This is a genomic window from Paenibacillus sp. FSL H8-0122 (assembly GCF_038005345.1).
In the GTDB taxonomy this organism is placed as follows: Bacteria; Bacillota; Bacilli; order Paenibacillales; family Paenibacillaceae; genus Paenibacillus_AQ.
Genome location: NZ_JBBOTB010000001.1, coordinates 920,427 through 933,218, shown reverse-complemented (window position 1 = coordinate 933,218; position 12,792 = coordinate 920,427). Strand labels below are relative to the sequence as shown.

Genomic DNA, 12,792 nt, shown 5'->3' with positions numbered 1-12,792 from the left:
TATTAAAAACGAAAGTATAAGAATGGATTGTACGTTGCATTGACCAGATAGGCTGTTGAGGCCACGATAAAGATGAAATAGATGGCGGAAGCGGCAAGCGTGCCGAAACGGGCAAACCTGGTTCTGAACCGGGTCAGTGCTCTGCCGGGAAACGGCGTGGCACAAACCGCCAAGATAAGCAGCAGCAGGGCATTCGTCGACACATCGTAAAGCGCCCGGTTGTCCGCGAATCCACTGGCCCCGGCGCCGAACATCGTTCCGATGAAGGTCATGGCTGCAGGCAAATGTTCAAATTCGAAAAATACCCAGCCGATGATCACCACAATCAGAGTGTAGACATGGCTTATAAAGACCGGCAAGCGCTGAAGCTGTTTCAGGAGCATTAGCTTTTCAAGCGTGACAAAGAGACCGAAATATAAGCCCCAAATGATGAAATTCCAGCTCGCTCCATGCCATAATCCGGTTATAAACCATACCACCGCCAAGTTTCTGAGCTGTTTCAGCTTACCTGCCCGGTTCCCGCCAAGCGGAATGTAGATATACTCACGGAACCAGGCACCGAGCGAAATATGCCACCTCCGCCAGAATTCCGTAATACTCTTGGAGATATAAGGATAGTTGAAGTTCTCTATAAATTCGAACCCGATCATTTTACCTAAACCGCGCGCCATATCCGAATATCCGCTAAAATCGAAATAGATTTGAAACGTAAAGGCGATAATGCCAAGCCATGCGGAGAGAACCGACAGCTCTGCCGCAGGCACCGCTTTGACAATTGTCCACAGCAAACCGATATTGTTGGCAAGCAATACTTTTTTAGCAAGTCCCCTAATAAATAGTTCCGCCCCTTCGCCAAAACGCTCCAACGTCACCGCGCGGTTAGCAAGCTGCCCCGCAATATCTCCGTATTTAACGATCGGTCCTGCTACAAGCTGCGGAAACATCGTCACGTAGGCGCCGAAGGAGATCAGGTTCTTCTGAACATGCACCTTCCTGCGGTAAACATCAATGATGTAAGACATCGTCTGGAACGTGTAGAAGGATATGCCCACCGGAAGCGGAAGATCTGCTGCCTGCAGGTGCAGGTTGAACATCGAATTGATATTATCGAAGACGAAACCCGCGTATTTAAAGAAGCTAAGAATCCCCAGGCTCCCCAGCATGGACAGGATCAATACTCCCTGTGCAATCACCTTACGATGCCGGTATCTATCGATCAGAATCCCGTTCAAATAGTCGAATACCGTCGAGAAGATCATGAGGAAGATGTAGACGGGCTCTCCCCACGCATAGAAGATCAGGCTTGCGGCGAGCAGAATAGTATTCCTAATCCTCATGGGCGAGATATAGTAGATCAGCAGGGTGACCGGCAGAAAGAGGAATAGAAAGATAAGGCTGCTAAAGACCAATCCCCGTCACCTCCAGCTCTTCACCTGGCTGCATGTTATTTCACCTGAGCTTTCAGCAAATCGAGCATACGTGTATAGAATTCCGGTTTAAAATGAATGCCGTCCGAACTATAGAAATGGGTGCTGTCCGCGAAAATGGAGGATAAATCGGCAAACCCGATCTGCTTCTTGCCTGCCAGCTCTTGTAATCCCTGGTTGTAATCGTCGATATTTTTGTAGCGTGGTTCCACTTTCTCCGCTTCTGCCGTAACTGGCGTAACCGGTAACACCGTTATGGATGCCTTCGGAAGCTTCTCCTTGATGCTGTCGATCAATTGGGCGTAGAACTTCAGTGAATACTGCTTGGGGTTATCGGTAATTTGCGGCGGCAATAGAATATCGTCGGACCCCAGCATGATAAATACATGTTGCGGATTCCGCTCTGCCAGCTTATCGGCATCTCCACCCGCCAGAGATAACTCGGTAGTCTTTCCGGCACCTGCCACTACATTGAAATCGTCCAAAATGTCATGGTAGGATAGCGCCTCTGTAATCGAATCTCCCAGAAATACACTGTTCTTAAATATTGTTTTATAGGAAGTAGAATTGAGTTGCTCCGGGGGAGCTGTTTCATTGACCTGTGGCTGAGATGTCACGTTTTGCGGATTTTGTCCGCTCCCGCAGGCTGCCAAGGTGAGTGCGGTACTGCCTGTAACTAGCGTTAAGATGATTTTTTTTAACATAAATAATGTCCTCTTTTCATTTAAAATTAGGCTTGCCGTATAAAAAGATTAACAGGGAGAGATGCAGAACAAGTGCAGAGCAAATCAATGCTGTATCAAAAAAGAACAAAAAAAGCGCAGAACCAAGGTCTGCACTTTCTTCCGTATTCCTACGCTTTTTTATTCAATTGAAAATAAAACATTACTCCATCGGAGGTATTGTTCACACCGTAAGGCACTCCGTGCATCTCCAATATTTTCTTGGATATGGCAAGCCCCAGCCCCGTCCCTCCGGTCGACCGGTGGCGGGAGGTTTCCCCGCGGTAGAAACGGTCCCATATTTTCTCCAGCTGCTCATTGGGGATATGGGCACCTTTATTTTCGATGCAAATGCGAATGGTGTCCTTCTCTTCCGAAGTAGTTATGAAGATAGATTCATGCTCCGGCGTATAGAAAAGCGCGTTGGTCAGGAAATTGACGATGACCTGCTCTATACGACGCTCATTCCCCTCGACTTCGGCAGGAATCAGCGAAGTGTGGAGAAGCAGCTGCCTGGCTGCAAAATCCGGCGTTAATTTAGCGCATACCCGGTTGATGACTGTATCGATATAGAACGAACCGGAGTCCATTTTATACGTACCGGATTCATATTTTGCCAATTCCAGCATATCCGTGATCAGCAGATTCATCCGGCCGACCTCGTCTTCCATAGCCGCAAAATAATGCTCCCGCTTATGGCTGGCAACCCCGTCATGCAAAATGGCCAGGCAGCTCTGAATAACGCTGAGTGGAGTCTTCAGCTCATGGGATACGCCGGATATAAATTCTTTTCGCGTATGCTCCAGCTGCTTTTCCTTCTCGATGTCCTGCTCAAGCTGGAGAATATGGGAGTGCAGGCGCTCGGATAGCTCGTTAATGCTGCCCGACAAGTCTCCGATTTCATCCTTGGTTGTGACGGGAATGGTCTCCGAAAAATCGAGGTCGGCCATTTGCCGGGTGGTGCGGTTGATACGCAGCAACGGCCGGGCAATCTGACGGGAGTAGTAAAACGCTGCTAGTAGCGCGAGCAGCAAGGTCGCAATAATGATATACACGTAGTAGTCTTTGATGATGCCTACAGCTTCATTCACAGGCTGCAGCGATGTCATTGCGAACAGGTATGTGGGATTTCCGTCGCGATCTTGGGTCAGGTCCACGTAAATTTTGTAGTTCACTTGATTTTCTTCAACATCTACGATCTGTTGTGCGTTCGTGGCATCCTTAAAGTCGCCGTACAACAGATCCGCCTGGAAAGCCTTGATGCGGTCCAGAAACAGGTGATTGGTGTAACGCGAGACTCCGGCCCCTTCCGGCACCCGGACTTTCGTAATGGTTCCTTTGACCAGAAAGGTGGAATATTGCTCACGATATTGGACCGCGCCCAATCGGCCCAGTACCTCGTACTCTTTGCTCACCATCTGATGATTCTCCAGCCGGCTCTCGTCTCTCAGATTGGAACTGTTCCTTCCCATCCGCTGGATTACTGGCTGGTTGTTCATGATCAAGCCTTCTATTGCGATCGTTCCCTCTTCTTCAATCCAGGGGGTGACGAATGTTTTATTGCTGCTGAAGGCTTCCACGTTGATAAAGCTGTATAGAGGTACGATTATCGTTTTACCGGAAAGCGCCGGTTCTTCCGAAGGCTCCAGCTTAATTTCCATGAAGAAATCGCCGGCATACTTTATATTTCCGCGGGTGTCCAAAGCCGTGATCCAGGTGTTATGCTTTTGAAAAAAGTCCTGCTCCAGCCTGGCCATCTCCTGCGGGTTCGAGGCATGCTTCAGGTAGTCCTGTTCATAAGCCTGAACCGCCGCGTTAACATCCTTCATTTTTTGATGAACATAAAACTGTTTGAAAAATACGGTTTGCAGGATAAAAATAACGGCGATCAGGAACAGGCACAACCCCGCTGTCAACAGGAACAGTTTTAGAACAATCCCCTTCTTCATAGCTCGTCCTCGAATTTGTATCCTGAACGCACCACCGTAACAATCTGCTTCGCATGTGTCCCCAGCTTGGAACGCAAATTGCGGATATGGCTGTTGACCGTACGATCATCGCCCGCGAAATCATATCCCCAAATTTTCGTAATCAGTTGCTCTCTGCTGATAATGATCCCTTTATTTTGCAACAGATAGGCTAATATTTCGAATTCCGTATGCGTTAGATCAGAGCTGGTGCCGTCAATCGACACGGTCCGGGAGGGAATATGGATCGAAATGCCTCCGCCGGACAACGTGTCGCTCTCATGCCCGCCGGTATGTCTGCTCTCGAGCAGCCGCTTTACCCGTGCCAACAAAATGAGAGGGCGGTAAGGCTTGGTCACGTAGTCGTCGGCGCCAAGCTCGAACCCAAGCAACGTATCGTCCTCATCCGAACGGGCCGTCAATATGATGATCGGCACATTCGATGTCTTGCGGATTCGCCTGCACACAGACCATCCATCCAGTTCAGGCAACATGATATCCAGTAAAATCAGGTCAACCTCATGCTCCTGAAATAACGAGACCGCCTGTTTCCCGTCAATGGCTTCAATCACGCGATACCCCTCTTCCAGCAGATAATCCTTCATGATTTCCCGTAAAATATTCTCATCTTCTACAATCAATATTGTTTTTGACATGTCATAACCTCACCTTTGTTGTAAAACCAGGAACGCAAAACTCATACAACTACCAAAGTACACCATATAGGTTACCCTATACAGATAAAGATCATATGCAGATGAACTGCAGATCAAATAAAAAACGGTGAGAGAAAAAAAGGTCCTCCCCAAGTTTCTTGAGAAGGACGAGTTAAAGGCATTTTTATATATAAAACATATAATTATCCGCCTGGCTCTCTTCCTTGAAGTTAATCAGGTCGGATAAGGTGGTGGAGTCCAGCACATCGGCGATGCTGTCGCGGATGCGCAGCCAGAGGTCGCGCTTGGCCGGGTCGTCTTCTTCAGTGAAGTCTACCGGGGAGATCGGGCCTTCCAGGACGCGGATGATATCTCCGGCGGTAATGGTGTTGGTCTCGCGGGACAGAATATAACCGCCGTAGGCTCCGCGGATGCTCTTCACCAGGCCTGCATTGCGCAGCGGGGCGATGAGCTGCTCCAGGTAATGCTCGGAGAGTCCGTTTTTCTCGGCGATGCTCTTAAGTGATGTAGGCCCCTCGCCGAATTTCAGGGCAAGCTCCATCATAATGGTTAATCCGTAACGTCCTTTGGTTGAGATTTTCAAAGGGGCACCTCTTTCGGTTTAGTTGCATATCAATGTATTCCGATGTCTGCTCTCAGCTTATGTTATCATATCTATGGACACATTTGAAACAGCAAACGGCAATAATTCACGATTTTGTTCTCCACTGGTGGACAAATTGTCAATTTCGGACCGTTTTTCGCTATATTTCATAGCAGCAGTGTCCTCGTTTGGGGTAGACAGATATGTTATAATACACAATGAGCCGGGTGTTCAGTGAGAACGCCGGTATTTTGTGTACAGAAAATGGTGATCACGATGACAAAAGCTAATCAGGATATCCGGGTCGTCGTCGGGATGTCAGGCGGAGTGGATTCCTCTGTTACAGCGCTGCTGCTGAAGCAGCAGGGGTACGACGTCATAGGCATCTTCATGAAGAATTGGGATGATACCGACGAGTTCGGCGTATGTACGGCCGAGACCGATGCCGAGGATGTGCGCCGCGTCTGCGAGCAGATCGATATTCCTTACTATACCGTTAATTTCGAGAAGGAATACTTTGATAAAGTCTTTTCCTATTTCCTTGAAGAATATAAGGCTGGCCGGACCCCGAATCCGGATGTGATGTGCAACCGCGAGATCAAGTTCGGTGAATTCCTGAACAAGGCGCTGCAGCTTGGCGCGGATTATGTCGCTACAGGGCATTATGCCCGGGTCGTGGAAGAAGACGGCCTGTTCAAGCTGCTGCGCGGCGTGGACAACAACAAGGACCAGACGTATTTCCTCAATGCGCTGAACCAGTACCAGCTCTCGAAGGCCATGTTCCCGATCGGACATCTGCCAAAGCCGGAGGTGCGGAGAATTGCCGAGGAAGCCGGACTCTATACCGCGAAGAAAAAAGACAGCACCGGCGTCTGCTTCATCGGAGAACGCAATTTCCGTGAATTCCTCAGCCAATACCTGCCTGCACAGTCAGGCAATATGGTCGATATCGCTACGGGCGAAGTGAAGGGCCGTCATGACGGCCTCATGTACTACACACTGGGCCAGCGCCAGGGACTGGGCATCGGCGGCTCCGGTACAGGCGAGCCGTGGTTCGTGGCCGAGAAGGATCTGGCCAGCAATACCCTGTATGTGGTGCAAGGTGAGAAGCACATCAGCCTGTACTCGACCAGTCTTATAGCTTCAGGGGTGAATTGGATCGATCCGGACACGCTGGGCGATACGCCGCTGAAGTGCACCGCCAAGTTCCGCTACCGCCAGCCGGATCAGGGCGTTACCCTGACGAAGCAGGCAGACGGAACGGTACATGTGGCCTTTGATGTTCAGCAGAAGGCGATTACGCCCGGACAAGCCGTCGTGTTCTATCTGGGCGAGACCTGCCTTGGCGGCGGAACGATAGAGAGTGCCGATAAGGTTGTGCCGCTGGCGCAGGTCTGGCTGCGGTCCCTGCCCGAGTGAACAGTGGCGGGGTGCTGAGTCAAATGTGTTCGGTTTTTCGCATACATGATTCTTCGTACATTCAAAAAGAACCTTCAAAACCACAGTGCGTGGAGTTGAAGGTTCTTTGTCTTGATTAATCAGAATACAGAGTCACGCCGGGACTGGCTTACCGGACGGCAGCCTTATTGCGGCTGAACGCCCCAGACCAGCACACCGTTCAGATACAGCGGCACACGGTTCCAGTCCGTGAAAGATGTTTTGGTTGCATCATAGGAGTAATCGTCCGCCTCATTATAATTGCTCCAGTCGGTCTTGTTAATGCGCAGTTGAATCTCGCCGGTATTCGCACCCGGAGCAAGACTGCCCGCGCCCGCACTAAAGGAAATCTCCACATAGTGGTCCGCTCCTGTAACTGCAGGCTCAAGCTTCACGAAGCTGCCCAGCACATTGCTGCCGCCGAGAGCCGCATAATCGACATTGAACTGCTGTGCCCGCTCGCCGTCAATCGTGTAGTAATACCGGACCTTAACTTTGCTGAGGTCTACCGCTGTGGTCCCGTTATTGACAATCCGCAGCTGCGGACGGAACTGCGGGTCTGTGGCGTTCGTATCCGTTGTACGGTATTGAACGACCAGATTCCCTACGGCAGGCGTAGCGGTTGGTGCAACTGTCGGTGTAGCCGTTGGCACTGTTGTCGGCGTAGCGGTTGGCACTGTTGTCGGTGTAGCTGTCGGTGCGACTGTCGGTGTGGCTGTCGGTGTGGCTGTTGGCACTGTTGTCGGTGTAGCTGTTGGCGCAACTGTCGGTGTGGCTGTTGGTGTTGCCGACGGTGTTGCCGTCGGTGTAGTCGTCGGCGTTGGCGTTGGGCCGCTACCGTTATTGATCAAGCGGTCATATTCGGCATAGGCTGTAGCCATGTCCACTTGTGACCAGAAGCGGTGGTAGGTGAACTCAGGTGCACCGTTGTCCCAGGTCTTGGTTGTTTTGTTGTACGAGCTATTGTACTTACCTTCCAGATAACTCCACTTGGGATCATTTTTGATATCTGGATACACATCGGTGTAGCTCGCATACACTCCATTACCGCCCTTGGCCGGATCGGAAGGTACAGTAGCGTTGCCCGGTATGGTATTTCCTTGGCCGAAGGTACCGCTCCAGCCTGCTGGGAAGTATACCTCTTTGGTGAAGAACCGGAAATAATCCGCACGCTTCTCAAGTGTCGTAATGCCCACTCCGTCATTGTAGCCCCAAGCCGTATCCAGCAAGGATTTGGCCAATTGTGAAGCGGTTCCGCCGAGCGCAGTATTGCTGCCATGCTCCGCTTTATTCCCTGCGGCAAAGAAGGTGAGCGCTTTAATGTAACTGCCCAGCACGCCGCTATCCTGTCCCGGATCTTTGGTCACTGCGTTCAGGCCGCTATTGCCGTTAAAAGAGCTGAACCCGCTCCAGGTATCCGGCTGTCCGTGCCACTCCACATTGCCCGGAATCCAGAACTCGCCGGGTGCGGATACGGTGGCAACCTGCGGATCATCTCCGCCCAGAATCCGGTTTCCTTGCTGATCCAGATAATAGCCGGCGGCATCCGTTACCGGACGGCTGCCCGCAAAGGCATAATCTGTAGACCAGTCAATCCAGTTCTCAATGGCCCGTTTGGCCATTTTGAAATTAGCCGAGGTGGTGTCCCCGCTGGAAGCCAGGATATAATACAGCTCTGCTACCCGTTCCATGCTCCAGGACTGCATCCCGAACCAGTTGTTGGATGGCGGGTCATGATAGACAGGAGCCTCGTCGTAGGCCATGCCGTAGAAGGTGCTTGTTCCTGAAGGATAAGCGCTGTAGGAGCCGTTATAGCTATTGGTCGCACCGCCCGCAATAGCCCCTTCAGCCGATTGCAGCCAGTTGTAGAATTCCAGCTGGCGGGTCAGCGATTTGCCCCAGTCCGTTCCGGCTGTTGCCGAAGACGGAATCAGCCCTCCGGCTGCGGTCGACAGCGCATAGGCTGCAACCACATTCTGATACCCCTGGTGCGCATGGCTGGCGCCGATTCTCCAGGCCCAGTCTCCGCCGGTTCCCAGGCCGCCGCCCCAGGCCGTATACCAGGCCAGCAGATACTGGCTGGAATCCTTGCCCGTTCCCGCTTCAGGCGTACCGTCAGCGGCACTGCCGACCTTCTGGAAATACTTATCGTACATGCCGTAGCGCAGGAAGTCACCCATTTTCTTGGCTTTGTTCAGATAGACCGTATTCGTATAGCCAAGGTCCTTGGCCCAGTACATGGCCTGCACAGCCCGCGCATCCGCATCCGTAGCATTCGTGTACCGCCATTGTGCGGAAGGTGCGCTATTTTCCTTGGTGAACAGGGTCATGAAGCCTTCATTGGCTTTGCCGAACGTCTTGTTATCCTGTGAAGGGTGGCCTACGGCCTCCCAGACCGATTCCTGCACTCCGCGCTGGAAGGTGTTCACATAGCTGGCGGTGTGCGTAGGGTTCAGCAGATTACCGAAGCCATACCAGTTGTCCACATCCACCAGCCAGTGCATCAGATAGGTCTGGTTATTGCCATAGGTGGCCTTCAGCTCTGCATCCAGCGGGTCCTTACCCGGGGTATACTTGCCGTTCAGTGCACTTGGATACTGATCCGGCTGGGCCAGCTCCGAGGCGTAAGTGGCCGGACTGTTCGGGTTGTAGCTGCTCATGGTCGGCTGCTCCTGCACCCCGTCGCCTTCATTGACCGGAATGATGTATTTCTCCATGTTGTCCCAGGCCGCTTCGAGCTTGCTCCAGTCTCCGGTGTTATGGCCGTACAGCACCTCAAGCCACATCCAGTAGCTATAGGCCTCGGAGGTTGTCATATGCCCATAGTTGGGCGCCTCGCTGAGCAGGGTCTCCACTGAGTGATACGGGATGCCTTCAGCCGAGAAATAGCCGCTGGCCGGGTTTTTCAACTGGTCATACAATTGCAGGAATCTGGTCTTCTCCACCGATGCCGCCTTGGCGGTTCCCGGATGGAAATTGATGATCCCGCTGGTGAGAGACAAGGTGAGCACAGCACTCAGCGCGATAGAAAGCGGTTTCTTGAATGAACTTAGCTTCATCATTTCGGCATACTTCCTCTCTGGTATGGTTTAGGGTTCGAGGCCCCAGACAAGTGTTCCTGCACGGTACAGCGTGACTTTGTTCCAATCCGCGAAGGTCGCTTGAGTACCCCCATAGGAATAGTCGTTGCTCTCATTGTAGGCTGTCCAATCGGACTTGTTGAAGCGTACTTGAATCTCCCCGCTGTCTGCCCCCGGAGCCAGGCTGCCTGCTCCTGCCGCAAAAGAAATCTCCAGATAAGAGTCGGCCAGGGTAACAGGTGTACTAAGCTTCCCGAAGGTTCCGCTCACGTTGCCGCTGCCCACCTGGGCATAATCACAGTGGAATTCCTGCGGCTTGTCCCCGTCCACGGTGTAATAATAGCGCAGCTTCAGACCGCTAAGCGGAATGGCTTCGGTTCCCGTATTGACAATCCGGAACTGGCTGCGGATCTGGGAATCCCCGGGGCTCGTGTCATTGGTGCGGTACTGCACATGCAGAGCGCCGGCAGGCACAGTAATCTCGCGCGGTTTGGCAGTCACCTGGGCAGACGCTGTACTCTCGCCTACACTGTTCGTTGCAGTCACCACATAATAATAGTCCACACCATTGGTCAGCCCGCTGTCATTGTAGACCGCTGCGGTTGCCGTACCCACTGTAGTGTACGGTCCGCCGCTCACCAGAGAGCGCTTGACGGTATACTTGGTTGCACCGCTGACTGCGTTCCAGCTCAAGGCTACGCTGGCATTGCCGGGTACGGCCTGAAGGCCGGACGGACGGGCCGGAACCTGCGGTTCACCTGGGGTCCCGCCGCCGGAAGGCAGCTCTCCGTACACTTTGACACCTGCATCGTATACCGGGATATAAGGGTTCTTCGTTGCCGCTGAAGCATTCGCGGCCACTCCCTTGAAGGAGAAGTCATTGCTGTTGTCCCAGAAGGTAGTATTCAGCGGTCCGGCAATCCGGAACTGTACTTCCTTGCGGTAAGCAGACTGTCCGCCCGGATAGATCGGGGTGCCGGAGAAATCTACTTTAGTATAGTAGATATGGTTCGCTGCATCGTAAGGCAGCAGCTGCGAGACGGTGGCTCCCTGGTTATAGCCGCCTGCCTTGACGGTGATATCGCCGGGGCCATATCCTGCGGCAACAGCCTCACTGATGTCCAGATAGTAGTTGAAGGACAGCTGGCTGCTGGAGCGGGCAGGCCATGCCGAACGGTTATTGAGAACCGCGCGGATCTCCACAAAATTGCTGCCGCTGGCATTCACAGAAGTCTCCGTGAACATCTCATCCTCACGCGTTTCGGCCGGCGGGAAGTTCGCAAGCGGGCTCTGCCCCTGCCCGTGGAGCATCATCATCCGGGCCAGAGAGCCGGTAAAGGCTGAATTGTAATCGGTTGCAACTTCATTTGAGACATAATCGCTGATCGCATCGGTGTAAGCATCGGTCTTGGAAGGTCCGCCAACGAGTGCGCCGTAGAGCACATGCCGGTGGTTGGCCGGAGTGGTCTGGCTGTCGCTCCAGGAGCCGTGTGAGGTGCGGTGATGAGGATGCTCAGGTGCATTCGCGCCGAAGCCGATGACATAGCTGCTATTACGCGGATTTTCGCCCAGCATATAGTTAATCTGGCGCTCTGCGAAGGCCTGGGCGGTATTTTTTTTCACCGGATCAGTAACCCAGTCTGCATAGACAAAAGCCAGAAAAGCATGGTTGGCTGCATACCGCAGCGCCCCCCATTGATCCAGATGGGCCAGCCCGCCTGGAGTATACGCTACCCGGTCAGAGGTGCCGTTCACCCCGGTCGTCCAGAACTGCATATTGCGTTCCGTGGACTGGATGAACTTGGGGTCCTCGGTGATGCGGGACAGCAGGAGCTGCGCACCATAATGCTTGTCATCCCAGGATTGGGTCCATTGGTAGCCCCAGTCACCAGCCTGGTTGGTGCCCCACAGATCACTGGCGGCAACCGCCTTATCGAGATAGGTCTGCTCACCGGTCGCCAGGTATAGCCAGACACCGCCCCAGCTTAATTCATCGGCATAGCTGCTCCATGAATTGTAATACTGCTTGGCGTCAGTGATGGTATCGGAGTAAGCCCCCCGGTACGTATCGGCAAAATTGTATAATTGCTTGGCATGCAGCAGGAGCTTGTCCGCATAAGCGGGATCTGAATCCCTGAAAATAATGGAAGCCGAGGCAAGGGCGGCGGCAGTCTCACCAGCCAGATCCGAGCCGGGATGTGCAGCATCAATCTTGTAAGCCGGGCGCGCCATAGGCATGACCTCCGCCGGTCCCCACCAGTTATGGTCCGCCGTGCCGTTACCCACCTGGCCCCACAGCTCATTCGGTGCAGTATGCGCTTTCACAAAATAGTCTGTGGCCCAGCGGATATTGTCCAGAATCTCATCCAGCTGCCCGGACTGCACATAACCATCCTTGTATTCATAGACCGACCATGCCAGCATAGTCGCGGTGTACGCCATCGGAAATCCGAATTTGACATGATCCCCTGCGTCATACCAGCCCCCCGTCAGGTCATGGCCGACATCGGCACCATCCTGCAGCCCCGAGTCGCCTCTCCATTCCACGCGGTTGTCCGCCGGCAGCTCACCCGAACGCTGGGCCTCGTAGAAATAGATCGATTTCTGCAGTGCCTCTGCATAATTAAATCCGGCGGTTGCCGCTTCGGTGACAGACGGGCGGACAGCCGTCCCTGAACCAATAGTGAAGGCTAACATCAGGCTTAGTGAAGCGATACAGCCGGTCTTCCGTTTACGTTGACTCATCCTTACTCATCTCCCTTCGTTTTCTTGCTTGTTCAGTCCGTGAGGACTCAGGCACGCACAAATACCTCCCCAGTGTCCATAATTAGACATAGTATTTGAGCACGTTCCATTTATCACCTCCATATTACAAATTAAGGTAAAATACCCCTACCTA

Annotated in this window: 8 protein-coding genes; 1 reads left to right on the top strand and 7 read right to left on the bottom strand. The window is 52.7% G+C overall.

The features are described 5' to 3' along the window. Nucleotides 1–2: 2 nt before the first annotated feature. From NSS64_RS04150 to cymR, 5 genes are all read right to left on the bottom strand, one after another. Nucleotides 3–1,409, bottom strand: a complete 1,407-nt coding sequence (locus NSS64_RS04150; RefSeq protein WP_341139303.1) for an MBOAT family O-acyltransferase — start codon at nucleotides 1,407–1,409, stop codon at nucleotides 3–5. A 35-nt stretch (nucleotides 1,410–1,444) separates the two neighbouring features. Continuing rightward, the gene (locus NSS64_RS04145) at nucleotides 1,445–2,131 is read right to left on the bottom strand and encodes a GDSL-type esterase/lipase family protein (protein ID WP_341139302.1); all 687 of its coding nucleotides are present in this window, start codon (nucleotides 2,129–2,131) and stop codon (nucleotides 1,445–1,447) included. A gap of 149 nt (nucleotides 2,132–2,280) precedes the next feature. Beyond that, on the bottom strand, nucleotides 2,281–4,098 hold the full coding sequence (locus tag NSS64_RS04140; protein WP_341139301.1) for a sensor histidine kinase: 1,818 nt from the start codon (nucleotides 4,096–4,098) through the stop codon (nucleotides 2,281–2,283). Continuing rightward, nucleotides 4,095–4,772, bottom strand: a complete 678-nt coding sequence (locus tag NSS64_RS04135; RefSeq protein ID WP_341139300.1) for a response regulator transcription factor — start codon at nucleotides 4,770–4,772, stop codon at nucleotides 4,095–4,097. Before NSS64_RS04135 ends, NSS64_RS04140 begins: the two co-directional genes overlap by 4 nt. A gap of 184 nt (nucleotides 4,773–4,956) precedes the next feature. Further along, nucleotides 4,957–5,376 (bottom strand): cysteine metabolism transcriptional regulator CymR, encoded by a 420-nt coding sequence (cymR, locus tag NSS64_RS04130; protein ID WP_036732323.1) that lies wholly within the window; start codon nucleotides 5,374–5,376, stop codon nucleotides 4,957–4,959. A gap of 276 nt (nucleotides 5,377–5,652) precedes the next feature. Between cymR and mnmA the strand changes: the two genes are divergently transcribed. After that, a complete protein-coding gene (gene mnmA / locus NSS64_RS04125; RefSeq protein WP_341139299.1) occupies nucleotides 5,653–6,795 on the top strand; it encodes a tRNA 2-thiouridine(34) synthase MnmA in 1,143 nt (380 codons plus the stop codon). Between the two features lie 164 nt (nucleotides 6,796–6,959). Here mnmA and NSS64_RS04120 read toward each other — a convergent pair whose 3' ends face one another. Together NSS64_RS04120 and NSS64_RS04115 are read right to left on the bottom strand one after the other, a co-directional pair. Next, nucleotides 6,960–9,872, bottom strand: a complete 2,913-nt coding sequence (locus NSS64_RS04120) for a glycoside hydrolase family 48 protein (RefSeq protein WP_341142754.1) — start codon at nucleotides 9,870–9,872, stop codon at nucleotides 6,960–6,962. A 30-nt stretch (nucleotides 9,873–9,902) separates the two neighbouring features. Continuing rightward, complete coding sequence (locus tag NSS64_RS04115) at nucleotides 9,903–12,638, bottom strand: glycoside hydrolase family 9 protein (protein WP_341139298.1); 2,736 nt, start codon at nucleotides 12,636–12,638, stop codon at nucleotides 9,903–9,905. Nucleotides 12,639–12,792: the final 154 nt, after the last annotated feature.